The 24,171-nt window shown below is 69.9% G+C and carries 21 protein-coding genes; 7 read left to right on the top strand and 14 right to left on the bottom strand.

Translation table 11 applies throughout. The features are described from left to right. Window positions 1–27 precede the first annotated feature (27 nt). Entirely contained in the window at window positions 28–1,791 is a 1,764-nt protein-coding gene (locus ACFXQA_RS05790) for a glycoside hydrolase family 15 protein (RefSeq protein WP_394518842.1), read from the bottom strand. 68 nt (window positions 1,792–1,859) lie between these two features. On the opposite strand from ACFXQA_RS05790, the gene ACFXQA_RS05785 reads away from it, so the two are divergent. Beyond that, window positions 1,860–3,230, top strand: a complete 1,371-nt coding sequence (locus ACFXQA_RS05785) for a glucose-6-phosphate dehydrogenase (RefSeq protein WP_394518841.1) — start codon at window positions 1,860–1,862, stop codon at window positions 3,228–3,230. 86 nt (window positions 3,231–3,316) lie between these two features. Here ACFXQA_RS05785 and ACFXQA_RS05780 read toward each other — a convergent pair whose 3' ends face one another. Then, window positions 3,317–3,694 carry a VOC family protein gene (locus ACFXQA_RS05780; protein ID WP_394518840.1) on the bottom strand — a complete coding sequence of 126 codons (378 nt, stop codon included), beginning with the start codon at window positions 3,692–3,694 and terminating at the stop codon, window positions 3,317–3,319. Window positions 3,695–3,726: 32 nt separating this feature from the next. Continuing rightward, on the bottom strand, window positions 3,727–4,506 hold the full coding sequence (locus ACFXQA_RS05775; RefSeq protein ID WP_394518839.1) for an alpha/beta fold hydrolase: 780 nt from the start codon (window positions 4,504–4,506) through the stop codon (window positions 3,727–3,729). A gap of 154 nt (window positions 4,507–4,660) precedes the next feature. Between ACFXQA_RS05775 and ACFXQA_RS05770 the strand changes: the two genes are divergently transcribed. Genes ACFXQA_RS05770 through ACFXQA_RS05760 form a run of 3 tightly spaced genes read left to right on the top strand, consistent with a single transcriptional unit; the run spans window position 4,661 to window position 7,618 of the window. After that, a complete protein-coding gene (locus ACFXQA_RS05770) occupies window positions 4,661–5,812 on the top strand; it encodes a type III polyketide synthase (RefSeq protein ID WP_394518838.1) in 1,152 nt (383 codons plus the stop codon). Next, window positions 5,809–6,501 carry a methyltransferase domain-containing protein gene (locus ACFXQA_RS05765; protein ID WP_394518837.1) on the top strand — a complete coding sequence of 231 codons (693 nt, stop codon included), beginning with the start codon at window positions 5,809–5,811 and terminating at the stop codon, window positions 6,499–6,501. The genes ACFXQA_RS05770 and ACFXQA_RS05765 overlap by 4 nt, the downstream gene beginning before the upstream one ends. Then, complete coding sequence (locus ACFXQA_RS05760; protein WP_394518836.1) at window positions 6,494–7,618, top strand: FAD-dependent oxidoreductase; 1,125 nt, start codon at window positions 6,494–6,496, stop codon at window positions 7,616–7,618. The genes ACFXQA_RS05765 and ACFXQA_RS05760 overlap by 8 nt, the downstream gene beginning before the upstream one ends. Window positions 7,619–7,656: 38 nt before the next feature. Here the strand turns inward: ACFXQA_RS05760 and ACFXQA_RS05755 are convergent, their stop codons facing one another. From ACFXQA_RS05755 to ACFXQA_RS05745, 3 genes are all read right to left on the bottom strand, one after another. Further along, window positions 7,657–8,499 carry a UbiA family prenyltransferase gene (locus tag ACFXQA_RS05755; RefSeq protein WP_394518835.1) on the bottom strand — a complete coding sequence of 281 codons (843 nt, stop codon included), beginning with the start codon at window positions 8,497–8,499 and terminating at the stop codon, window positions 7,657–7,659. 27 nt (window positions 8,500–8,526) lie between these two features. Then, entirely contained in the window at window positions 8,527–9,360 is an 834-nt protein-coding gene (ppk2, locus tag ACFXQA_RS05750; RefSeq protein WP_394518834.1) for a polyphosphate kinase 2, read from the bottom strand. Between the two features lie 121 nt (window positions 9,361–9,481). Further along, window positions 9,482–11,710, bottom strand: coding sequence for an ATP-dependent Clp protease ATP-binding subunit (locus ACFXQA_RS05745; RefSeq protein ID WP_394518833.1), 2,229 nt, complete (start codon window positions 11,708–11,710; stop codon window positions 9,482–9,484). A 117-nt stretch (window positions 11,711–11,827) separates the two neighbouring features. On the opposite strand from ACFXQA_RS05745, the gene ACFXQA_RS05740 reads away from it, so the two are divergent. Continuing rightward, window positions 11,828–13,189 carry a DUF2252 domain-containing protein gene (locus tag ACFXQA_RS05740; protein ID WP_394518832.1) on the top strand — a complete coding sequence of 454 codons (1,362 nt, stop codon included), beginning with the start codon at window positions 11,828–11,830 and terminating at the stop codon, window positions 13,187–13,189. Window positions 13,190–13,229: 40 nt separating this feature from the next. On the opposite strand, the gene ACFXQA_RS05735 is transcribed toward ACFXQA_RS05740, so the two are convergent. Continuing rightward, window positions 13,230–14,252: a helix-turn-helix domain-containing protein gene (locus tag ACFXQA_RS05735; protein WP_394518831.1), complete on the bottom strand. Its 1,023-nt coding sequence runs from the start codon at window positions 14,250–14,252 to the stop codon at window positions 13,230–13,232. Window positions 14,253–14,509: 257 nt separating this feature from the next. Between ACFXQA_RS05735 and ACFXQA_RS05730 the strand changes: the two genes are divergently transcribed. Then, entirely contained in the window at window positions 14,510–14,875 is a 366-nt protein-coding gene (locus tag ACFXQA_RS05730; protein ID WP_394518830.1) for a hypothetical protein, read from the top strand. On the opposite strand, the gene ACFXQA_RS05725 is transcribed toward ACFXQA_RS05730, so the two are convergent. From ACFXQA_RS05725 to ACFXQA_RS05710, 4 genes are all read right to left on the bottom strand, one after another. After that, complete coding sequence (locus ACFXQA_RS05725) at window positions 14,865–16,139, bottom strand: glycosyltransferase (protein WP_394518829.1); 1,275 nt, start codon at window positions 16,137–16,139, stop codon at window positions 14,865–14,867. The two genes, ACFXQA_RS05730 and ACFXQA_RS05725, sit on opposite strands and share 11 nt — an antisense overlap. Window positions 16,140–16,143: 4 nt before the next feature. Then, window positions 16,144–17,355 carry a glycosyltransferase gene (locus tag ACFXQA_RS05720; protein ID WP_394518828.1) on the bottom strand — a complete coding sequence of 404 codons (1,212 nt, stop codon included), beginning with the start codon at window positions 17,353–17,355 and terminating at the stop codon, window positions 16,144–16,146. A gap of 102 nt (window positions 17,356–17,457) precedes the next feature. Beyond that, window positions 17,458–19,569 (bottom strand): ABC transporter ATP-binding protein, encoded by a 2,112-nt coding sequence (locus ACFXQA_RS05715; protein ID WP_394518827.1) that lies wholly within the window; start codon window positions 19,567–19,569, stop codon window positions 17,458–17,460. Beyond that, on the bottom strand, window positions 19,566–21,293 hold the full coding sequence (locus ACFXQA_RS05710) for an ABC transporter ATP-binding protein (protein ID WP_394518826.1): 1,728 nt from the start codon (window positions 21,291–21,293) through the stop codon (window positions 19,566–19,568). The genes ACFXQA_RS05715 and ACFXQA_RS05710 overlap by 4 nt, the downstream gene beginning before the upstream one ends. A 113-nt stretch (window positions 21,294–21,406) precedes the next feature. Here ACFXQA_RS05710 and ACFXQA_RS05705 point away from each other — a divergent pair, with 113 nt between their 5' ends. Beyond that, complete coding sequence (locus tag ACFXQA_RS05705) at window positions 21,407–22,015, top strand: hypothetical protein (protein WP_394518825.1); 609 nt, start codon at window positions 21,407–21,409, stop codon at window positions 22,013–22,015. Window positions 22,016–22,071: 56 nt separating this feature from the next. Here ACFXQA_RS05705 and ACFXQA_RS05700 read toward each other — a convergent pair whose 3' ends face one another. Genes ACFXQA_RS05700 through ACFXQA_RS05690 form a run of 3 tightly spaced genes read right to left on the bottom strand, consistent with a single transcriptional unit; the run spans window position 22,072 to window position 24,170 of the window. Continuing rightward, complete coding sequence (locus ACFXQA_RS05700) at window positions 22,072–22,530, bottom strand: heat shock protein transcriptional repressor HspR (RefSeq protein WP_394518824.1); 459 nt, start codon at window positions 22,528–22,530, stop codon at window positions 22,072–22,074. A gap of 34 nt (window positions 22,531–22,564) precedes the next feature. Next, window positions 22,565–23,554, bottom strand: a complete 990-nt coding sequence (locus ACFXQA_RS05695) for a DnaJ C-terminal domain-containing protein (RefSeq protein ID WP_394518823.1) — start codon at window positions 23,552–23,554, stop codon at window positions 22,565–22,567. 7 nt (window positions 23,555–23,561) lie between these two features. After that, window positions 23,562–24,170 (bottom strand): nucleotide exchange factor GrpE, encoded by a 609-nt coding sequence (locus tag ACFXQA_RS05690; RefSeq protein ID WP_394518822.1) that lies wholly within the window; start codon window positions 24,168–24,170, stop codon window positions 23,562–23,564. Window position 24,171: the final 1 nt, after the last annotated feature.

Below are 24,171 nucleotides of genomic sequence, written 5' to 3'. Positions count from 1 at the left end.
CCGGGTGGGACGGCGATGGCCGTCGAGTCAGACGGCGAGCGCGTCGGCGGCCCCGACCAGCGCGAGGTGAGACAAGGCCTGCGGGGTGTTGCCGAGTTGATGGCGCGACACCGGGTCGTACTCCTCCGACAACAGTCCGAGGTCGTTCGCCGCCGCACACGTCGTCGCCATGAGACCGGCAGCGTCTGCGTGGCGCCCCGACCCGGCATATTGCTGCACCAGCCAGAACGAGCACGCGACGAACGGGTTCTCGTCACCGGCGAGACCGTCGACGCCCGATGCGGTGCGGTAGCGGCGCACGAACCCGTCGGGCATGAGGGTCCGCTCGATCCGCTCGACCGTGCGCAGCATCCGCGGGTCATCGGCTGCGCAGAAGCCGACGAGCGGAAGCTGCAGCAGGGCGGCGTCGACCTCGGTGGTGTCCGGATGCTGCACGAAGAAGCCGTCGGCGCCGACGCCGCGGGCGTCGATCTCGTCGCGGAGCCGATCGCGCAGACCCCGCCACAGCTCGACGTCGCCCTCGAGCCCGAGCTCGTCAGCGGCCCTCACGCCACGGTCGAAGGCGGCCCACATCATGACGCGTGAGTGGGTGAACATCCTCGGCTCCCCGCGGATCTCCCAGATTCCCTGATCGGGCTCGTCGACCGTCGCAGCCGCCTGGGCGAGGAGTTGCAGCTGCAGCGCCCACGAGAACTGCGATTCGGCGAGGCCGGCGCGGCGCGCAGCATCCAGCGCCACCATCACCTCGCCGATGACGTCGGCCTGCCACTGGGACACCGCGCCGTTGCCGACCCGCACGGGGGCTGCCCCGTCGTATCCCGGCAGGCTCGACAGTTCGCGCTCGGGCAGATCGCGCTCGCCGGCGACCCCGTACATGATCTGGATGTCGCCGGGGTCTCCGGCGATCGCGCGCAGCAGCCACTCCCGCCACTGCGCGGCGGCGGCGAGAAGACCGTGCGCCGCGTAGGCCTGGATCGTCAGCGCGGCGTCGCGCAGCCAGACGTAGCGGTAATCCCAGTTGCGGGCTCCGCCGACCTGCTCGGGGAGCGAGGTCGTGGCGGCCGCGACGATGCCGCCGGTGTCGCGGTGGGTCAGTGCCCGCAGGACGAGCAGCGAGCGGATGACCAGGGTGTGGTGCGGCCCGACGTGAGAGAGGCTGCCCGCCCAGTCGGTCCACCATTCGCGCGTGCGCTCCCATGCACCCTCGACGTCGACCGGGTCGGGCACCTCTCGGTACGACGGAGCCCACGTCAGGGTGCTGTCGACGGCCTCGTCGGCACCGACCGGCCATCGGGCGATGTGGGCCTGGCCGTCGGCCGTGTGCAGTGGTCCCCGGGCGACGAGCGCATCGGGACCCGCGATCGCCAGAAGCGCCGGCTGCACGGGCGAGCCGATCTGTCGCACCCACGGCAGCGCTCGGGCGTAGTCGAAGCGCAGCCGCAGAGCGCTCTCGAACTCGACGTCACCGCGGACCCCGATGACACGACGCACGAGATCGTGCCGGTGGTCGTCGTACGCGAGGAAGTCGTGCACTTCGGCCACCCCGGACTCGGTCGTCCACCGCGTCACCAGAATGAACGTGTCGCCGTCGTAACGGCGCTCGGAGGTGGCCGACGGATCCGTCGGGCGGAGGCTCCACGACCCGTGCGCATCGTCGCCGAGGAGGGCGCCGAACACCGAGGGCGAGTCGTACCGCGGCAGACACAGCCAGTCGATGCTGCCCGCCGCCGACACCAGCGCGGCGGTGCGACAGTCGCTGAGCAGGGCGTAATCCTCTATCGGGGCAGGCATCGCCTGATTCTGTCAACTCCGCACCGTGGGGAGGCCGGAGTTTCCCGGCGAGTCCTAGGGTGGGCCTCATGGCGTCCGAACCCACGACTCTGCTCATCCTCGGAGCATCCGGAGACCTCACCTCGAGGCTCTTGCTTCCCGCGCTCGGCCAGCTGCTGGCGCGTGAGCCCGACCGCTCGATCCACCTGCGCGGGGCCGGCATCGACGACTGGACCGACGAGCAGTGGCGCGAGGTGGTGCGCACCTCTTTCGCCACCACCGACACCGCGTCGTCCTTCGACGCGGTGTCCGAGACGACCTACACGCGCACCGACATCACGAATGCCGACGACCTGGCGTCGCTCCTCGCCGGAAACTCGGGCCGTGTGGCGCTGTACTTCGCCGTGCCGCCGGCGATCGCCGCCCGCGCGTGCGAGGCCTTGGCGACGATCTCGATCCCCGACGGGCTGATCCTGGCTCTGGAGAAACCGTTCGGCAGCGACGAAGCATCCGCCCACGCCCTCAACGAGACGGTCAAACGCATCGTCCCCGAGGCGCAGGTGTTCCGGATCGACCACTTTCTCGGGCGCTCGACGACGCTGAACCTCATCGGAGCGCGCGTGGCGAACCGACTGTTGGCGCAGGTGTGGTCGGCCGAGCACATCGAGTCGGTGCTCATCCGCTACGACGAGACGCTCGGCCTCGAGGGCCGGGCCGGCTACTACGACAAAGCCGGGGCGCTGGCCGACATGATCCAGAGCCACCTGCTGCAGGTGCTCGCCATCCTCGCGATGGAGCCGCCGGCGAGTCTCAACCAGCTCGACTTCCGCGATGCCACCGCGGCCGTGCTCCGCGCGACGCACGTCTGGGACGACGACCCGGTGGCGTCTTCGCATCGCGCCCGCTACACCGCCGGCACGATCGGCGACCGCACGCTCCCGTCGTACGTCGACGAGGAGGGCGTCGATCCCTCGCGCGACACCGAGACCCTCGCCGAGATGACCTGCGAGGTGCGCACCTCGCGGTGGGCCGGCGTGCCGATCACGCTGCGCTCGGGCAAAGCCCTCGACGACGCCGAGCGCGAGGTCGTGGTGCGCTTTCGTCCGGTGCGGCACCTGCCCGTCGGGTTCACCGGCAGCACGGCACCCTCGGTGCTGCGCTTCTCGCTCGGCCCCGACCGCATGTCGCTCGAACTCAACGTCAACGGCGGCGACGACCCGTTCGAACTCGACCGCGCCTCGCTCGACGCCGACCTCGGCGAGGGGAGCCTCAAGGCCTACGCGGAGGTGCTGTCGGGGATCCTCGACGGCGACGCGGTGCTGTCGGTGCGCGGCGATGCGGCCGAGCAGTGCTGGCGGATCGTGCAGCCCGTCATCGACGCCTGGCGAAGCGGCGCCGTGCCGATCGACGACTACCGCGCCGGCACCGACGGCCCCGACGCCTGGGCCTCCACGAAATAGCCGGTGCTCGGTCGGGCGACCCGCCGCCGGCTCCCCTGTCGCATCCGGTCGGTTCGACCCGCACCTCGCGGCAGGGGAACCCCGGATCAGACGGCGATGACCGACAGCACGTTGCCTGCGGGGTCGCGGAACCATGCCATGACCGGACCCCGGCCTCGCGAGATGCCCCTCTCGTCGGTGGGCAGTTCGTCGTCGCTGTAGATCTTCGTCACCACGCCGCGCGCGTTCAGGTCGCCGACGGCCGCGTCGACGTCGGCGGTCGGGAAGTTCAGGATCGTGAAGCTCGCAGGCTCGTGATCGGGTTTCGCGTAGACGAACACCGATGCGCCCGAGGCGAGACGGATGCTGAAGAAGCCCATGGGGTCATCGACCACCTCGAGACCGAGGGTGTCGCGGTAGAACAGGCGCGCGGCGTCGATGTCGTCGACGGAGAATGCGCTGAATGCTTTGTCGGTGGTGAACACGATGTCTCCTTCGTAGGGATGCGGCAGAAAGGTCAGGGTCGCAGGTGCGCGGCGATCACGCGGGTGGTCGCCTCCGGGTCGAGTCGGTGCTGCACCGACTCGGGCACTTCGACGAACACGGCCCCCGAGACCTCCTCCGCGAGGCGTTCGGACGCCGCGTGGAGGAACGGGAACGTGTCGGTGCCGCTCAGAACGATGACCGGCGCGGAGACCTGCAGCATCTCGGCGGTCGGATTCGACACCTGACGCGTGAGAGTCGCGTCGTAGACGGTCGATTGCGCCAGTGCCGCCAGAGAGTCGAACATCGGGCTGGCGCGGATCTGCTCGACCATCGCCGCCGGCAGCCCGACTCCCTCGAGCTGGAACGTCGCGACCGCGTCGCCGTTGCGTCCTTCGTCGACGAGCTGCTGCAGCCGCTCGGGCAGGTCGGCCGCCGGTTCTCCCTCCCCGAAGCGGAACGGCGGCTCGGACAGGAAGAGATGACCCACGGGCACACCGCGAGACGCGGCGAACAGGGCGAGCACGGCACCGGACGAGTGCCCCAGCACCGCCTCGACTCCCCCGGCGGCCTCGATCACGGCGGCGAGGTCGTCGACCTCCCGCTCGGGGGTCGACGGGCGGGTGTCGCCGCTGCGGGCGCGAGCGCGGCGGTCGTAGACGACGGCGGTGTACCCCGACGCGGCAAGGACCCCGGCGAGCGCTCCGGCATCGGCCGCCGTCGAGAACGCGCCGTTGACGACCACGACCGCGGGTCCGTCACCCGTCGTGTCGAAGAAGATCGGTGTTCCATCTGCGGAGTGGACGATCGACATGGTCTGATCGAATCAACCGCCGCGTCCGCGGTCAAGAGGTCGCCGCGCAGCATCCGCTCGAGCGAGAGCGCGTCGACGACGCCGCACCATAGACGGCGCCGAGATCGTTCGCCAGTCCGACCCCCGAAGCCCGCCGGGGTGCCTATGGTGAAGCATGACTGCGAGCATCTTGGGGATCGGCACCGCCGTGCCCGCCACGCGCCTGATGCAGGGCGACGTGCGCGACCTCCTCGCCGCGCAGCCGGGCCTCGACCGACGTGCCCGCCGCCTGCTCGGGGCGGCGTTCGGCGCGGCAGCCATCGACACGCGCTACACCGTGCTCGGTGAGCTCGGCGGCGGCGCCCCCTCAGGCCTGTCCCTCAGTGATGGGACCCCGGTGCTGCGGGTGCCGTCGACGGGTGAGCGGAACGCCGAGTATCGCCGCGTCGTCCCCGCCCTCTTCGCCGAGGCGGCGCGCGACGCCCTCGCCCGGTCGGGCGTCGCACCCGCCGAGGTGACCCACGTGATCACCATCTCGTGCACGGGCATGTTCGCGCCTGGCCCCGACTACCTTCTCGTGCGCGACCTCGGGCTCTCGCCCTCGACCGAGCGCTACCACCTCGGGTTCATCGGATGCGCCGCCGCGATCCCCGGCCTCCGAGCCGCTTCGCGGATCACCGCCGCGCAGCCCGAAGCGGTGGTGCTCGTCGTGACGGCCGAACTGTGCTCGCTGCACATCCGCAGTTCGTCCGACCCCGAGCAGATCGTCGCTGCCTCGGTCTTCGCCGACGGGGCGGCCGCGGCCGTCGTCAGCGCCGACCCCACCCGCCGGAGCGGGCCCCGCCTCGACCTCGAAGGCTTCGGCACGCGTCTGACCGACGACGGCGAAGACGACATGGTCTGGACGGTCGGCGACGAGGGGTTCGAGATGACTCTCACCGCGCAGGTGCCCCGCATCATCGGCCGTGAGATCGAGGCGGTCGCCGCCGACCTGTTCGGGGGCGCGGATGCCGTCGACGCCTGGGCCGTGCACCCGGGCGGGCGCAGCATCCTGGACCGCGTCGAAGACGGTCTGGGCCTTTCACCGGAGGCGCTCTCGGACTCTCGAACCGTGCTGCGGGAGTACGGGAACATGTCGAGCGCGACGATCCTGTTCGTTCTGCAGCGCATGATGGCGGGCGAACGCACCGAAGGCGAACGGCTCGCGATTCTGGCCTTCGGCCCCGGTCTCACCATCGAGGCCGCCCGTGCGACGGTGCGCGGTGTCGCGCCGTCGGTGACGGCGTCGGAGCGGCGCGACCTCGTCGCGGGCGCGAACCGGCGATGAGCCTGCGCGAGCGCGCGGTCGCTCTCACCGAGATCATGGACGACCCGGGTTGCGATCCGGTGCGCCTCGATGCGACCTACCGGCGCTTCGGCGCGGTGAATCGGTTGGTCTCGGGGTGGGGAGCGGTCTATCGCGCCCATCTCCGGCCGTATCTGCGGAGCCTCGGCCGCGAGGCCCGGGTGCTCGACCTCGGCTCGGGCGGGGGCGACCTGCTCGTCCGACTCGATCGGCTCGCCGCGAACGACGGACTCCGCGTCGACTGGACGGGCGCCGACCCCGACCCCCGCGCCCACGCCGCCGCGATCGGGCGGGGCTCGCGCAGCATCCGTTTCACCAACGCCGACTCGACCGACCTGCTCGCGGCGGGCGAGTCGTTCGACGTCGTGCTGTCGAACCACGTGCTGCACCACCTGTCGCCCGAGGCACTGTCGACGTTCGCCCACGACTCCCTCGCCCTGTCGTCGGGCGTCGTGCTGCACTCCGACATCGAGCGCGGACGCCTGGCCTACGGGCTCTACGCCGTCGGGGTGCTGCCCCTGTCGCCGGGCACGTTCCTCCACACCGACGGACTCCGGTCGATCCGCCGCAGCTACCGCGCCGACGAGCTCGCCGACGCCCTCGGCGGACCGTGGCGCGTCGTGCGGCCCGCGCCGTTCCGGGTATTGGCGACGGGAGTCGGCCGTGCATGACGTCGTGATCGTCGGCGCGGGGCCGGTCGGCATGCTGCTCGCCGGGCGGCTGCACCGCGCGGGGCTCGAGGTGACCGTGCTCGAGCGGCGACCCGAGAGCTCCCCCGGATCGCGCGCGATCGGTCTGCACGCCCCCGTGCTGGCCGCACTCGAGGCGTCGGGGGTCACCGAGCGCCTTCTCGCGCGGGCCCTGCGCGTCTCGAGCGGCGAGGCACGCAGCGAAGGGCGCCTCCTCGGGCGCATACGCTTCGATCGCCTCTCGACGCGCTTCCCGTTCGTGGCGACCCTGCCGCAGTCCGAGACCGAGGCGGCGTTGGCCGTCGATGCTCCCCGGGTTCGGCGCGGCGTCGACGTCACCGCGGTGCGCCCCGAGGGCGGACGTGTACGCGTCTTCTTCGACGGCACCGAGCAGCTTCTCGCCCGCGTCGTGATCGTGGCGGCGGGAGTCGGCTCCCGTCGACTGGTGTTCCGCGACGACGGCGTCGCCGTGCGCCAGTACCCCGACCGCTATCTGATGGCCGATCTCGCCGCCCCCGGCGGCCCGGTGGCGGTCGTCCATCTCGACCGCGACGGCGTGCTCGAGTCGTTCCCCCTGCCGAGCGGTCGGCGGCGGTTCGTGGCCTGGGACGGCGGGGCCGACGACGCCGACCCCGCCGCTCGCACGACACGCCTGCGCGCCCGTCTCGAGCGACGCGGGGAGCACGAAGCCGCCGCCGCGCTCGAGGCGGCGTCGGCCTTCCGCGTGCGGCGGGCCGTGGCTCCCGCACTCGTCCGCGGCGGCCTGTTCGTCATCGGCGACACGGCACACGAGGTGAGCCCCATCGGCGGGCAGGGCATGAATCTCGGACTCCTCGACGCCGCGACCCTCGCCCCGCTGCTGATCGAGTGGCTGCGCACCGACCGTCGACCCGACGCCGCGCTACGGCGGTGGGAGCGCGACCGCGTCGCGTCGGCGCGCACCGCCGCACGACTGGCCGCGATGAACACCACGCTCGGGCGCACGATGGGCCCGAGCGGCGACGCGCTGCGGCGCACCGCGCTGCGCGCAGTGCTCGGCACGCCCCTGAGCGGTTTCGTCGCTCACGCCTACGCGATGGGCCTCGACCGCGCCGCGTGACCGCGCCCGCAGACCCGCGAGCCGTGACGCCGCCGGGGTCAGCCGGTCAGCGCCGATCCGGTGGCCACGAGCTGCGCCGACAGCAGCAGGGCGGCGAGCATGACCAAGCGGAACACCGTGCGGTCGGGGGGCCGCACGAGGGCACGGATGCCGGTGGCCACCGCCACGATCGCGACCGCTGCCGCGAAGACCCACCCGGGCACCGACACGCGGCCGAGATCGCCGCCGGCCGGCCCGAGGAGCACGGCCGCCGCACCGACGAAGAGCCCGGCGACGGCGAGCACGGCCGAAGCTCGGGCCCCGATCCGGTGCGGGAAGCCCCGCACCCCGGTCGCCCGATCGTCGTCGAGGTCGGGGAGCACGTTCGTGAGGTGCACGGCCGCGCCGAGCGCCGCTCCCGCGATGCCGGCCCACAGCGGCGCGAGCGCCGGGGCCGCGGCAGAGAGGGTGGCGAACGAGGGGAAGATCCCGAAGCTGACCAGGAACGGCACGAGTGAGACGGCCGATGACTTCAGCCCCGCGTTGTAGGCCCACGCGCCGGCGAGGAAGAGCGCTTGCGCCGCCAGCATCCCGAATCCGAGTACCGCCGAGAGGGCGAGCGACACGACGACAGCGGTGACCGCGACGGTGAGGGCGAGCCGTACCGACACGACTCCGGCGGCGATCGGCTTGTCGGTGCGGCCGACCGCCCGGTCTCGGCCGGCGTCGATCACATCGTTCGAAAGACCGACCGACACCTGGTTGAGGAAGACCGACAAGACCAGAATCGCCGACCGCGCAGCATCCAGCCCCGTCGCGATCCCCAGTGCGAGCGAGAGAGCGGTGACGACGAGCGCCGGCCCGGGATGCGTGGAGCCCCACAGCGCGCGAAGCGTCTTCATGGTTTCGACGCTACCCGTGGCGACGGGTCACTTCTTCTTCTTGCCGAGCTCACCGGCGACGTCGGGCACGTAGCGGTGGTGCCCGCGCGGCGGCCGCTCGTAATCGGTGACCGCCGGCCGGTCGGGGATCGAGATCTCTTTGAGTTCCTGTCGCTGGTACGGGACGCTGCTGAGCAGATGCGCGATCGAGTTCAACCGCGACGCGCGCTTGTCGTCGCTCTCGATGGTCCACCACGGCGCTTCGTCGATGTCGGTGGCAGCGAACATGGCGTCTTTCGCGCGGGAGTAGTCCTCCCACCGCAGGATCGACTCCAGGTCGGTCGGCGACAGCTTCCATCGTCGCATCGGGTCGTTCAAGCGCGAGGCGAAGCGGTCTTGCTGCACGTCGTCCGAGACCGAGAACCAGTACTTCAGCACGATGATGCCGTCTTCGACCAGCAGGCGCTCGAGGATCGGAGTCTGGACGAGGAAGCGCTGGTACTCCTCTTCGGTGGAGTACCCCATGACCCGCTCGACGCCGGCCCGGTTGTACCACGAGCGGTCCATCAGAACGATTTCGCCGGCCGCCGGCAGGTGCTCGAGGTAGCGCTGGTAGTACCACTGACCGCGCTCACGATCCGAAGGCTTCGACAGCGCGACGACCCTGGCGTGCCGCGGGTTCAGGTACTGGGTGACCCGCTTGATCGCGCCGCCCTTGCCTGCCGCGTCACGCCCCTCGAAGATGACGAGTACTCGAGCGCCGACCGCGGCCACCCACTGCTGCATCTCGACGAGCTCGATCTGCAGGCGCTCCAGTTCGGCTTCGTACGCCTTCTTCGGTACCCGCTTGATCGACGCCGTGCCTGATTTGTTCTTCGACATCTGCGATTCCCCTCGTCGCCCCCCGACTGACGGAGGTCGAAGAGGAAGCCGCCAGCGTATGCCGCTCTCGCGGGTGGCCGCCCCTCCCTTGACCGGGGAGCGTGCGGGGGCCTATGCGCGGCTAATCGTCGAGCAGTTCGGCCTCGATCACGTCGTCACCGTCGGAGGGCTCGTCGGATGCTGCGGCCGGGCCCTCGCTCGTCAGCACCAGCGTCGAGCCCGAGGCGTCGACATCGACCCGCACCACGTCGCCGTCGTGCACCCCGCCGGAGAGGATCGCCATCGCGAGGCGGTCTTGGATCTCGGACTGGATGAGGCGGCGGAGCGGCCGCGCGCCGAACATCGGATCGTATCCGGCTTCGGCGAGCCAGGAACGGGCGTCGGGGGTGACCGCGAGTGTCAACCGACGCTCGCGGAGCCGCCGCTGGAGGGCGTACACCGACAGCTCGACGATCTGCGCGAGGTCGTCTTGCGTGAGCGCCTGGAAGATCACGATGTCGTCGAGGCGGTTGATGAACTCGGGCTTGAAGGCCTGACGGACGAGCGCCTGCACCTGCGCGCGCTTGGTCTCGATCGACAGCAGCGGATCGATGAGGATCGGCGACCCCAGGTTCGATGTGAGGATCAGAATGACGTTCGTGAAGTCGACCGTGCGTCCCTGACCGTCGGTCAGACGACCGTCGTCCATGACCTGCAGGAGGATGTCGAACACCTCGGGGTGCGCTTTCTCGACCTCGTCGAGCAGCACGACACTGTAGGGGCGACGGCGCACGGCCTCGGTGAGCTGCCCGCCCTGCTCGTACCCGATGTAGCCCGGAGGGGCACCGACGAGCCGCGAGACCGAGTGCTTCTCGCCGTACTCCGACATGTCGATGCGCACCATCGCGTGCTCGTCGTCGAAGAGGAAGTCGGCGAGCGACTTGGCGAGCTCCGTCTTGCCGACGCCCGTGGGGCCGAGGAAGAGGAACGACCCCGTCGGACGGTTCGGGTCGCTGATGCCCGCGCGTGAGCGGCGCACCGCATCGGCGACCGCCTTGACGGCATCCTTCTGCCCGATCAGGCGCTTGCCGAGCTCGGATTCGAGGTGCAGCAGCTTCTCGGTCTCGCCCTGGAGCAGACGCCCGACGGGAATGCCGGTCCAGGCGGCGATGACCGACGCGATGTCTTCGTCGGTCACGTGGTCGTTCACCATCCGACCTCCGTCGGCCTCGGAGTTGGCCGACGCGTCTTCTCCCTCGGCCGTGACCAGGTCGCGCTCGAGGGCGGGGATCTCGGCGTACAACAGACGTGATGCCTTCTCGAGGTTGCCCTCGCGCTGCGCCCGCTCGGCCTCACCGCGCGCCGCGTCGAGGCGCGTCTTCAGATCGCCGACACGGTTGAGCGAAGCGCGCTCGCGCTCCCACCGCGCCTGCAGCTGATCGAGGTGGGTCTGCTCCTTGCCGAGCGTCTCGCGCAGAACCGCGAGTCGCTCCTTCGAGGCCGCGTCTTTCTCCTTCTTCAGCGCCAGCTCTTCGAGCTTCAGTCGGTCGACGTGCCGGCGCAGCTCGTCGATCTCGAGCGGCGCGGAGTCGATCTCCATGCGCAGGCGCGACGCCGCCTCGTCGATGAGATCGATCGCCTTGTCGGGCAGTTGCCGCGAGGGGATGTACCGGTTCGAGAGGGATGCTGCTGCCACGAGCGCGGCGTCGGCGATCGCGACCTTGTGGTGGGCCTCGTAGCGCTCCTTCAGCCCCCGGAGGATCGCGATCGTGTCTTCGACCGTGGGCTCGCCGACGTAGACCTGCTGGAAGCGGCGTTCGAGGGCGGCGTCTTTCTCGATGAACTCGCGGTACTCGTTGAGCGTCGTCGCGCCGATGAGACGCAGTTCGCCACGCGCGAGCATGGGCTTGAGCATGTTCGATGCGGCGACAGAGCCCTCGCCGCCGCCCGCGCCCATCAGCACGTGCAACTCGTCGATGAAAGTGATGATCTTTCCGTCGGACTCGGTGATCTCTTTGAGGACGCCCTTGAGGCGCTCCTCGAACTGCCCGCGGTACATGGCGCCGGCGACGAGGGCCGAGATGTCGAGCGTGATCAGCTCTTTGCCCTTGAGGCTCTCCGCCACATCGCCGGCGACGATGCGCTGAGCCAACCCTTCGACCACTGCGGTCTTGCCCACGCCGGGCTCGCCGATGAGGACGGGGTTGTTCTTGGTGCGGCGGGTGAGCACCTGGCTGACGCGGCGGATCTCGGAGTCGCGACCGATGACGGGATCGAGCTTTCCCTGGCGGGCACGGTCGGTGAGGTTGATCCCGAACTGTTCGAGAGCGCTCTGCGCCTCCTCCTGCCCGGGCTGTTGCGTGGCGTTCATGTGATCTCCTGAAAGCGAGGGTGGGCACCGCTGTAAACTTGAGTGCCGTTGACTCAAGTTTAACAGGCGTCGCCCGGTTCTCACCAGCCCTTCCCCGCGGAGGACTACGGTGAGCCCGTGACGACGCCCTCGACCGACTCCCCGCGCACTCCGCCCCCGAGCACGGCCGATCGCCGGTCCTTCGGCCGAGACGCGCGGCAGCGCCTGCCCCGGCGCGACCTCTCGGTTCTGACGACGACCGGCCGCGACCCTCTCGGCGTGCTGGCCACCCAGAACGCCACCCGTGTTCCCGAACTCGTTCCGCTTCGCGCCGAACGCATGTCGGCGAGCGTCTTCGCGTTCTATCGGGGAGCCGCGGCCGTCATGGCCGCCGACCTGGCCCGCGACGCGCATTCGGGCATCACCGTCGCCTCGTGCGGTGACGCGCACGTCGCGAACTTCGGCTTCTACGCCTCACCGCAGCGCACCCTCGTGTTCGACCTCAACGACTTCGACGAGGCCGCGTGGGCCCCGTGGGAGTGGGACGTGAAGCGCCTGGTGACGAGCATCGTGCTCGCCGGCCACGAGACCTCGCGCGATGACGGGGTCGTGCGCGAGACCGCCGCCGCAGCCGTGCGCACCTATGCGCGGGTGCTGGGTCGCCTCGTCGAACGCGACCCGCTCGCCCGCTACTTCGAGCACTTCAGCCCGCACGCTCTGCTCGACTCGTACGACGCGGAGTCGCGCGAGGTGATCGTCGAGGCCATCCGTGACGCCAAGCGCCGCACCGGCCGCCGCGCAGTGCGCCGGCTCACGGTCGACGCCGGCGACGGGCGACTGGCCTTCATCGAGATGCCCCCGACGATGGTGCACGTCGATGCCGACGCGCGCCGACGGATGCTGGGCGCCGACGCCGATTATCGTGCCTCGGTGAACGTCGACGTGCGCATGCTGCTCGCGCAGTACGAGGCCGTCGACGTCGTGCACCGCGTGGTCGGGGTCGGCAGCGTCGGCACCCGCTGTTTTCTCGTGTTGCTGCAGGACGGCGACGGTCATGCGCTCGTCGTGCAGGGCAAGGAGGCGGGCCGCAGCGTGCTCGAACAGTTCGGCGGCGTGCACCAGCCGGCACCCCTCACCGAGATGATCGCCGCCTCGGGCGAGGGCGCCCGAGTGGTCGCGCTGCAGCGCGTGCTGCAGGCGGTCTCCGACCCGTTCCTCGGACACGTGCAGAGCCCCGATCAGGACTACTACGCCCGACAGTTCCACGACATGAAGGGCGGCATCGAGATGGTCGAACTCGACGACGCACCCTTCCACCGCTACGCGCAGGCGTGTGCGGCAACCCTCGCGCGTGCCCACGCCCAGTCGCCGAACGCTCCTGTCGTCGCGGGCTACGCCGGAAGCGGCCGCGCCCTCACGGGTCCGATCGTCGACTGGGCGTTCGCGTACGCCGAGCTCACGCGCGCCGACCACGCCGCGTTCGTCGCCGCCGGATCCTGACCCTCGCCGCGGGAACCGACACCGCGCACCGACCGCGGTGTCAGGCGACGGGCGCCAGGCGGTCGGTGGGTTCGAGCGCCTGCTCCGCACCCGTGATGGCGCCCCGCGCCTCGACCGTGCAGGCGAATCGCGTGCGATAGGCGGTCGGGGTGATCCCCAGCGTGCGCGCGAAGTTCTGGCGCAGCACGGCCGCCGATCCGAAGCCGCTCTCGGTCGCGACGCGGTCGAGCCCGAACCCCGACCGCTCGAGCAGTCGCTGGGCGTGGATGATCCGCTGCCGGGCGAGCCAGGCCGCGGGAGTCGCCCCGAAGTCGGCCTTGAACCGCCGCGCGAAGGTGCGCGGCGACATGTGGGCCCTGGCCGCGAGCTGGTCGACGGTGAGCTCTGCCGTGAGGTTCTGCAGCATCCAGTCGCTCACCGGCGCGAGAGACAGGGATGCTTCGACGGGCAGCGGCGAGGCGATGAACTGCGCCTGCCCGCCGTCGCGCTGAGGGGGGACGACCATGCGCCGGGCGATGATGTTCGCCATCTCGGCCCCCAGCTCCTGACGGAGAAGATGCAGGCACGCGTCGAGACCGGCGGCCGTTCCGGCGCTCGTGATGATGCGGTCGGATTGCACGTAGAGCACGTCGGGGTCGACGTCGATGGAGGGATACATCGCCGCCATGACCGCGGCGTACCGCCAGTGGGTCGTGGCCCGCCGACCGTCGAGCACGCCGGACGCTGCGAGCACGAACGAGCCGCTGCAGACGCTGAGGAGCCACGCGCCCCGGTCGGCAGCCCGCCGCACCACGTCGGCGACGCGCACGTCGACAGAGCTCCACTTCTCACGGGGGATCGGGGTGACGACGACGAGATCGGCCTCGTCGGCGAACGTCAGATCGTGCTCGACGTTGATCGAGAAACCCATGTTGCTCTGCACCACGCCGGGCTCGGGCGAGAGGATCCGGAAGTCGAACGGCTCGATTCCGTCATCGCTGCGGTCGAGTCCGAACGCCTCGCACGCCAGACCGAACTCGAACGGCGCGAAACCCTCTTGGACGATGACGGCGACGGTCTTCATCGGTGACCTCGATTCATGACGATGGCAGAATTACGGTGACAAGTGTCCATCCTGCCACTCGTGGCGGAATAGTGCTCATCATAGCGTAACTGCCATGATGATTCTTATCGCTCTCGCCGTCCTCGCTGTCGCCGGGCTCGTCTCGGCCGCCCTCACCGTCGCCTCCGACGGCTACCACCGGGTGCCGACCGATCGCTCCCGACTCCACTGAAAAGCGCCGAGCGTCTTTAGACTCGTGCCGACGAGACGAGGCGACCGTGACGAATCCCCCCTATCCACCATCCCCGGCCGGTCCCCAGAGACCGGGCAATACGGCGGGTCTCATCTCGGTCGTGCTGGTGGCCGCATCGCTCGCCATTCAGCTGGTGACGTCGCTCGTCTCGGCGGCCATCATCGGCGGCGCAGATGTGCGGTACGACCTGTTCGGCGCTTTCACCGGCTTCATGGCGATCCTCCAGGGCCTCGTCGGCGCGGCGGCAGTCGTGGTCGGCGGCATCGGTCTCGCCGCCCGGGAGCGCCCCAAAGCGCTCGCGGGCATCGGGCTCGGCGGGGGCGCGGTCGTGCTGTTCGGGCTGCTGGCCTCGCAACTCACGACGGTTCTGGTGTTCGCCTTCAGCGGCTGAGCGCGATCGCCCTGTCGTAGACCTCCACCATCGCGGCGGTGCGCGAGGATTGCCGGAAGGCCTCGGCCACGGCGGGGTTCGGCGTCGGGGCCTGCCCGCCCACGATGTCGGCAGCGGCCGTCGCGAGCGTCCGGGCGAGGGCCTCAGGCGAGGGGTCCGCCACCGCCCAGAATCCCGAGGCCAGTTCGCCGGCGATGTCGGGATCGCTGACCACGGCCGGGGTCCCCAGCGACGCCGCCTCGAACACCGTCATACCTTGGGTCTCGAACCCGATCGAGGTCTGCACGACCGCGTCGGCCTCGGCGATGCGGCGGAGGGTCTCGGCGTAGGGCAGTCGTCCCGCGAAGGAGATGCGCGCCGCTCCCTGCGAAGCGCCGACGAGCTTGCGGGCCGCCCGGAGTTGCCCGCCGCCGCCGATGATCTCGACGTCGACCGCGGCGTTCGCCTCGACGACCGCACGAAGGAACGGCAGCAGTCGCTTCTCGGGACTCATGCGACCGACCCAGACGAATCGGGCGCGGGGCGGATGCTGCGCACCCGCCGTTTCGTCACGCGGCGAGCCGTCAGCGAGGGCAGCGGCACGCGCCGCGTCGAGGATGTCGTCGTCGATCCCGTTCCACACGACGTCGACGAGGGGGAACACGGCGTGCTGCTCGAGCCGTCGGGCGAAGTGCGACGACGGGGCCGTGACCGCATTCGCGCCCGCCGCGAGCAGTCGGAGGTAGGCCCAGCCGTCGCTGGCGCTCTCGCGCACCGCTCCGCCGGAGTCCCGCGAGGCCCGGGCCGGTCGTGCGATTCTCGGACTGCCGTGGGGTCGCAGCATCCGTCGTCCCCAGGCGTTCAGGCCGCGGAGCACCAGCGCCGGAAACGGGGCGGTGGCCTCGATACCGACGTCGACCCGGTTGTGCATCGTGTGGACGACCGGGAGACGGTGACGCCGTGCGAAACGGTGGCCGATGATCGCGCCCCAGAAGTCGGCCTGCACGTGCACCACGTCGACCGGGGACCGCCCGGTCATCGCGAGGTCGAGGCGCCGATCGGTGCGTCGCCCGGGGACGCTCAGGCCGTACTCGCGGTCGGTCGTGATCGGCAGCGAGGTCAGGTCGACCAGCGCGGGGTCGGAGATGCGCCTCGCGTGGAGGCGGGGCGCAACGATCGTGACGGTGTGGCCGGCGCGCTCGAGAAAGCGGCGCTGGAGCCGCATCGACACCTGGGCGCCGCCGGAGGATTCGACGTGCTGATCGCCGAACATCACGACATGCACGGCGCTACTCCGGAATCGGCTCGCCCCGGTAGAGGGCTTCGAAGGTGTCGAGGGTACGGCCGATGTCGTGCACCACGACGCCGTCGAGCGACGCCTGCTGCATCCGCAGGCGTTCCTCCGGCGATGCGGTGAGCACGTCGGTGAGGCGCTCGGCGAGCTCGCCGACGTTGCCCGGCTCGAAGAGGAAGCCGTTCTCGCCGTCGTGCACGAGGTGCGGGAGGGCGACCGCGTCGGCGGCGACGATCGGGAGCCCCGAGGCCATTGCCTCCATCGTCGCGATCGACTGCAGCTCGGCGATCGACGCGATCGCGAAGAGGCTCGCCCGCGTGTACAGGGCGCGGAGGTCGGCCTCGCTCGCGTGTCCGTGGAAGGTGACGCGGGAGTCGAGCCCGAGCTGCTGCGTGAGCGTCTCGAGGTTCTTCCGCTGGTCGCCGCCCCCGACGAGGTCGACGGTCACGTCGAGCTTCGGGTCGAGGGCTGCAACGGCATTGAGCAGCACGTCGATGCCCTTCTCGGTCGTCAGACGACCGACAAAGAGGATGCGGTTCGCGTCGCGCGGCGTCAGGTCGGCGACGTAGTTCGCCTGGTCGATGCCGCAGCTGATGGGGATGACGCGGTCGAGGTCGATCGTCGACTCGAGGAAATCAGCGGCGTTGCGTGTCGGGGTCGTCACGGCGCGGGTCATGTCGAACGTGCGCTTCGCGTCGGCCCAGGCGAGCTTCACCACGATGCGGTTGAGGAACGCCGGCAGCGTGGTGAAGTCGAGCAGGTTCTCGGCCATCACGTGGTTGGTCGCGACCAGGGGAATGCCGCGCTTGCGCGCCTCGCGTGCAAGGCCCCGCCCGATCACGATGTGCGACTGGATGTGGACGACGTCGGGCTTGACGCTGTCGAGCACCTGGCGCGCGTAGTGCTTCGACCGCCAGGGCCACACGAACCGCAGCCAGTCGTGCGGGGGCCAGCGCACCGACGGCAGCCGGTGCAGGGTCATCGGCTGACCTTCGATCACCTCGGTGCGCGGTTCCGCGCGCCGGTACTCGGTGTTCGGCGCCACGACGTGCACGTCGTGTCCGCGGACGACGAGTCCGGCGGCGAGGCGTTCGGCGAAGCGGGCGGCCCCGTTGATGTCGGGAGAGAACGTATCGCAGCCCACCAGGATGGTGAGGGGCCGATCGGCGTCGGATCGTTCGTGGTCAGGCGTCGCGGGGGAGGTCACGGGTGGCGGCCAATCTGTGCGGCGGGATGAGTCGCACGGTGCGGTGCATGCGGCACCACTGTACCCGAGGCCCCTCGCAGCCCTCGAAAAGCGACACGGCTCTCAGCGTGGCGCAGAACCGTCGGCCCCGAACTCGGCCCCCGCCGTCGCGTCACCCGCGGCCTCGCCCGCCGTCGCCGTCGCGCCCGATGGAGCAGCTTCGGCGTCGACAACCGGGGCGGTCTGCCCCTCGTCTGCCGCCTGCTCGAACTGGGACTGGTAGAGCCGCCAGTACGCGCCCTCGGAGGCGATGAGTTCGTTGTGCGTGCCCTTCTCGACGATGTCGCCGTGCTCCATCACGAGGATGAGGTCGGCGTCGCGGATCGTCGAGAGACGGTGTGCGATGACGAATGACGTGCGGCCCTCGCGGAGCGCTGCCATCGCGTGCTGCAGCAGCAGCTCGGTGCGCGTGTCGACAGACGAGGTGGCCTCATCGAGGATGAGCACCGCCGGCTGCGCCACGAACGCCCGGGCGATCGTGATCAGCTGCTTCTCACCGGCGGAGACGTTGGATGCGTCCTCATCGAGCACGGTGTCGTACCCGTCGGGCAGCGACTGGACGAATCGGTCGACGCGTGTCGCGGTGGCCGCGGCGACGATCTCTTCGTCGGTCGCCGACTCGCGCCCGTACCGGATGTTCTCTCGGATCGTGCCGGCGAACAGCCACGGATCTTGCAGCACCATGCCGGTGCGCGAGCGGACCGCCGCACGCGTCAGCTCGCCGATGTCCTGCCCGTCGAGCAGGATGCGCCCGCCGTCGAGCTCGTAGAACCGCATGATCAGGTTGACCAGCGTCGTCTTGCCGGCGCCCGTGGGCCCGACGATGGCGACGGTCTGGCCGGGCTCCACCCGGAACGACAGGTCGGTGATCAGCGGGCGCTCGGGCGTGTAGGAGAAGCGCACGTGCTCGAACTCGATGACGCCCTCACCGTCGACCGGCCGCGGCGCATCTTCGGCGTCGGGCTCTTGTTCTTCGGCATCGAGCAGCTCGAAGACGCGCTCGGCGGATGCCGTGCCCGACTGTACGACGGCGGCCATTCCGCCGAGCTCCGACAACGGCTGCGTGAACTGCTGCGAGTACTGGATGAACGCCTGCACGTCGCCGAGGCGGAGCTGACCGCTCGCCACCATCAGCCCTCCCAGGACCGCGATGCCGACGTAGGTCAGATTTCCGATGAACATCATGCCGGGCATGATCATGCCGGAGAGGAACTGCGCCTGGAAACTCGCGCGGTAGAGCTCTTCGTTCTCCGCCTCGAACTTCTCGCGGGAGTCTTTCTCGCGGCCGTAGACCTTGACCAGCGCGTGACCCGAGAACGACTCTTCGACGCGGGCGTTGAGGCGCCCGACCTTGCGCCACTGGACGCTGAACGCCTTCTGCGAGCGGGGGCCGATGACCCCGAAGATCACCGCCATGAGCGGTAGCGAGATGAGCGCCACGATGGCGAGCTGCCACGAGATCGTGAACATCATCACGAGCACGCCGATCACCGTCAGCACGGAGGTGACGACCGTCGAGAGCGACTGCTGCATCGTCTGAGTGATGTTGTCGATGTCGTTCGTGACCCGCGAGATGAGCTCGCCGCGCTGCACCTTGTCGAAGTACGACAGGGGCAGGCGGTTGATCTTCGCCTCGACCGATTCACGCAGGCGCCACATCGTGCGGACCATGATGATGTTGATCACGTAGCCCTGGATCCAGCTGAGGAACGACGAGGCGACGTAGATCGCGAGCACGGCGATGATGACCATGCGCAGCCGGTCGAAGTCGACGCCGGCGCCGACCTGGAAGTTCTGCATCGCGCCGACGATGTTCGCGAGGTCGCCTTGGCCGGCGTTTCGGAGCGACTCGACGACGTTCTCCTGGCTGGTGCCGAGGGGGAACTGGTCGGCGAGCGAGCGCGACACGACCCCCTCGAAGATGAGGTTCGTCGCCTCACCCAGGATGCGCGGCGCGAGTACTGCGAGCATCACACCGATGGCGCCGAGCACCGAGACGAAGGCGAACGCGACCGCGTGCGGCCGCAGGAGTCCGATCAGACGGGCGAAGCTCTTGCCGAAGTTCGTGGCCTTGCCGGGGGCGACCGAATCCCAGTCGCCCGAGTTCTGGCGGGCCTGCTCGGCGAGTTCGAGTTCGAGGCGCTCGTCTTCGGTGAGGGCGTCGGGGGCGCTCATGCTTCCACTCCCAGCTGGGATTCGACGATCTCGCGGTAGGTGGTGCTGGATTCCAGCAGCTGTTCGTGCGTGCCGACGCCGGCCATGCGGCCGTTCTCGAGCACCACGATGCGGTCGGCGTCGGTGATCGTCGACACACGCTGCGCGACGACGACCTTCGTCACCTCGGGAAGTTCTCGCCAGAGCGCCTGACGCAGTCGTGCGTCGGTCGAGAGGTCGAGCGCCGAGAACGAGTCGTCGAAGACGAGGATCTCGGGCTGGTGCAGGATCGCGCGCGCGATGGCGAGACGCTGCCGCTGACCCCCCGAGACGTTGGTGCCGCCCTGCGCGATGCGCGCGTCGAGCCGGCCCTCCATCTCGAGAACGAAGTCTTTGCCCTGCGCGATCTCGAGTGCCTTCCAGAGCTCGTCGTCGGTGGCCTCTTCTCTGCCGAAGCGGAGGTTCGACGCGACGGTGCCGGTGAAGAGGAACGGCCGCTGCGGGACGAGCCCGATGCCCTTCCACAGCTCGTCGAGGTCGGCCTCGCGCACGTCGACGCCGCCGACGCGCACGGCGCCACCGGTCACGTCGAACAGTCGCGGGATGAGCGAGATCAGCGTCGTCTTTCCGGCCCCCGTCGACCCGACGATCGCGACGGTCTCACCGCGTGCGACCTCGAAGCTGATGCCCTCGAGCACCGGCGACTCTGCACCGGGGTAGGTGAAGGCGACACCGTCGAAGGCGAGGGAGCCGGGGGCGGGGAAGACCGTCACGGGCTTCGCCGCGCGGGTCAGGGTCGACTCGCTCGCGAGCACCTCGCCGATGCGCTCGGCCGACACCGCCGCGCGCGGGATCATGATCGTCATGAAGCTCGCCATCAGTACCCCCATGAGGATCTGACCGACGTACTGCATGAACGCGAACAGGGTACCGATCTCGACCGTGCCGGCATCGACCTGGATGCCGCCGAACCAGATCACGCCGACGACCGTCACGTTGAGCACCAGCATCGCGAGGGGGAACAGCAGAACGAACAGCGACCCCACTTTTCGACCGACCACCATGATGTCGGTGTTCGCGACGCCGAACCGTTCTTCTTCGATGTCTTCGCGCACGAACGCCCGAACGACGCGGACGCCGGTGAGCTGCTCGCGCATGACGCGGTTGACCGCGTCGAGCTTCTTCTGGAAGGTGCGGAACAGCGGCACCATACGGCTGATGATGAGCGCGGCGACGATCAGCAGCGACGGCACCGACACCCCGATGAGCCAGCTCAGCCCGACGTCTTGCTGCAGCGCCATGATGACGCCGCCGATGGCCAGGAGCGGGGCGGTGACGAGCATCGTCGCGCCCATCATGGCCAGCATCTGCACCTGCTGCACGTCGTTCGTGTTGCGCGTGATGAGCGAGCCGGGGCCGAACTGCGAGACCTCGCGCTCGGAGAACCCGCTGACCTTGTCATAGACGTCGCGGCGGATGTCGCGGCCCGCCGCCATCGCGGCGCGCGCGGCGAAGTAGGTCGCGATCACCGACGCGGTGATCTGACCGAGCGAGATGGCGAGCATGACCATGCCGGTCGACCAGATGAAGCCGGTGTCTCCCTGGGCGACGCCCTGGTCGATGATGTCGGCGTTCAGACGCGGCAGGTACAGCGACGCCATCGCGGACGCGAACTGGAAGACGAGGACACCCACCAGAAGCCAGCGGTAGGTCTTCAGGTAGCGGATGAGGAGCTTACCGAGCACGGGGACTCCGAAGGGTGCGAAAGCGTGAGGTGGACGCGACCGAGGCCGTAGTCACAGCCTGCCACGGACCTCCGACACGGGATAGACACCGTGAGCCGCCTACGCTAGGGGCCATGCCGACCCGACTGCAGGCAGATGCCGATCCCGCCCGCTGGGTGCCCGTGACCGAATCGCTCGGGCTGCGCGGCCGCCGCCATCGCAAGGCCGCCATCCGCATGCTGCTCGGGCAGGCGAAGACGGCGGTGGGCGCGACCGAGCGTCCCGCGAGCGGCTTCCTCGCGTGGGCGGCGAGCCAGGCGACGCCGTTCCTCCTGCGCAGAGCCGCGGGCCGCGTGCGCGTCTGGGTGTGGAAAGCCGACCCCGAGCTGGTCGTCGTCATGGCCCAGGTGCAGGAGGCCACCTCTCAGCTGCGCGCCGCCCGCGCCAGCATGCCGATGGAGTACGACGACACCGAGGACTTCCGGAACCCCTTCCTCGGAACGGGCGAGAAGCTCGTGATGGACCTTCCGGCCGACCCGCGCACCCCGCCCTTCGCCACCTACACCTGGGACACCGGCACCCACTTCGTGACCCTGACCGCCGTGTGCTCCGATCGCGAGCGCGTCGCGACCGTCATACCCGCCGTCGACGAGATCGCCCGCAGCATCCGCATCGTCGACGACTTCTCGGTCGGCGAATCGCCCGAGGTTCTGCGGATCGACCCCGGTCCCGGTCCGCGCTGAGCCCGCGACGCGTCACGCCGCACGGCGGGCGTTCTGAGCGAGAACGCCGTACCGGGTCAGTCCGCTGCCGACCCGTCGGCGGGCTCTCCGGGATGCCGGGGACGCCACAGCACGACGTCTGTCGCGCGCCGCACGCGCGCGCCGTGGCGAAGCGTCACCACGGAGCCGGTCGCGCCGGCCGCGAACACGCGGGCACCCGGGCGCGCCTGGCGTTCCGCGCTCAGCTGGCGTTCGAGGTCGGTCACGCGGCGGGTGAGGGCGTGCACGTGTTGTTCGAGCGTGAGCAGCCGCGCGATGGCCGGGAGGCTCATGCCCTCGCTCGAGAGCCGCGACACCTCGCGGAGCTGACCGACGTGACGCGAGGAGTAGCGCCGCGATCCGCCGCGCGTGCGTTCGGGCACGACGAGCCCGAGTCGGTCGTACTGGCGAAGGGTCTGCGGGTGCATGTTCGCCAGCTCGGCCGCCACGGCGATCGCGAAGATCGGAGCATCGTCGTCGAGTTCGTCGTCCATCATCTCCGTCACCTCCGTCGGTCAGCCCACGCGCGTCTCAGCCGCGCGCTTTGGTCATGAGGTCGGCGCGCGGGTTCTCTCGGGGCTCGAGCTCTTGATAGCGCATCAGCGCCTCACGAGCCGCGTCGTCGAGGTGCGACGGCACAGCGACCTGCACCTCGGCGAGGAGGTCGCCGGTGCCCTTCGAGGTCTCGACGCCGCGTCCCTTGACCCGCAGCACGCGGCCCGACGGAGTACCCGGCGCGACCCGCAGCTTCACGGAATCACCGCCGAGGGTCGGAACCTCGATCGTGGCTCCGAGGGCGGCCTCGGTGAAGGTCACGGGAACCGTCACGCGCAGGTTGAGTCCATCGCGCACGAAGACCGGATGCGGCCGCACGGCCACCTGCACGACGATGTCGCCGCTTTCGCCGCCGTCGGGTGAAGGGCGCCCGCGCCCGCGAAGACGGATCTTCTGCCCGTCCGAGACACCGGCGGGGATCTTCACCTTGAACGGCTTTCCGTCTTCGCCCTGCAGCGAGATCGTCTCGCCCTTGGTCGCCGTGACGAAGTCAACCGTCGTCCGAGCCGTGACGTCGGAGCCGCGCTGCGGACCGCCGAAACCGCGATAGCCGCCGGTGGTCTGGCCGAACCGGCCCGAACCGAATCCGCCGGGTTCGAAGTTCGCGAAGAAGTCCTCGAAGTTGCCCGCCGACTGGGTGCGCGAGCCCCCGCGACCCTGACCGAAGGCGCTGAACACGTCTTCGAAGCCGGCGTTCCCGCCGCCGCCCGCGGTGAACCGGGGCGCACCGGAGCCCATGGCGCGAATCTGGTCGTACTCCGCGCGCTGCTCGGCGTCGCTCAACACCGCGTAGGCCTCGCTGACCTCTTTGAAGGTCGCTTCGGCTTTCGCGTCACCGGGGTTCGAGTCGGGATGATACTTGCGGGCGAGCTTGCGGTAGGTCTTCTTCAGATCGGCCTCCGCGATGTCTTTGTCCACCCCGAGCACCTTGTAGAAGTCCTTGTCGAACCAGTCCTGACTCGCCATCGTGCTCCTACTCGGTCGGGACGGCGACGACGACCTTCGCCGGTCGCAGCTCGACGGAGCCGAGGCGGTAACCCACCTCGACGACCTCGAGCACGGTGGGCACCGTCACGCCCGCGGTCGGCGCCTGGAAGATCGCCTCGTGCTGCTGCGGATCGAATGCCTCACCGGCGACGCCGTACGAGATGACGCCCAGACGCTCGGCCACGGCCCGCACCTTGTCGGCGATGGCCGAGAACGGCGTGCCGGGCACGAGGTCGCCGTGCTTGACGGCACGGTCGAGGTCGTCGAGCACCGGAAGGATGCCCTTGACCGCCTCGCCCTTCGCACGCTCGATCTCTCGCTCGCGCTGGTCCTCGGTGCGTCGACGATAGTTGGCGTACTCGGCCTGCAGCCGCTTCACGTCGTTCAGGAGCTGCGACTCGAGCTCTTCGACAGGCCCGGGGACAGGTGCGTTGTCTTCGGCGTGCGCCTGAGCGGTCTGCGCAGCGCCGAGGATGTCGTCCACCGTCAGATCGTCCGCCGACGAGGGGTCGGTGGGCTCAGCCACCGATCCCTCGTCGTTCGGCCGAACCTCGTCGTCGCCGTCCTGCGGCTGGTCGAAGTTCTTGTCGGCCATG

Source organism: Microbacterium shimangi, from assembly GCF_043556445.1.
In the GTDB taxonomy this organism is placed as follows: Bacteria; Actinomycetota; Actinomycetes; order Actinomycetales; family Microbacteriaceae; genus Microbacterium.
The sequence above is the reverse complement of the archived record's forward strand: the minus strand, read 5'-3'. Positions and strand labels throughout refer to the sequence as shown.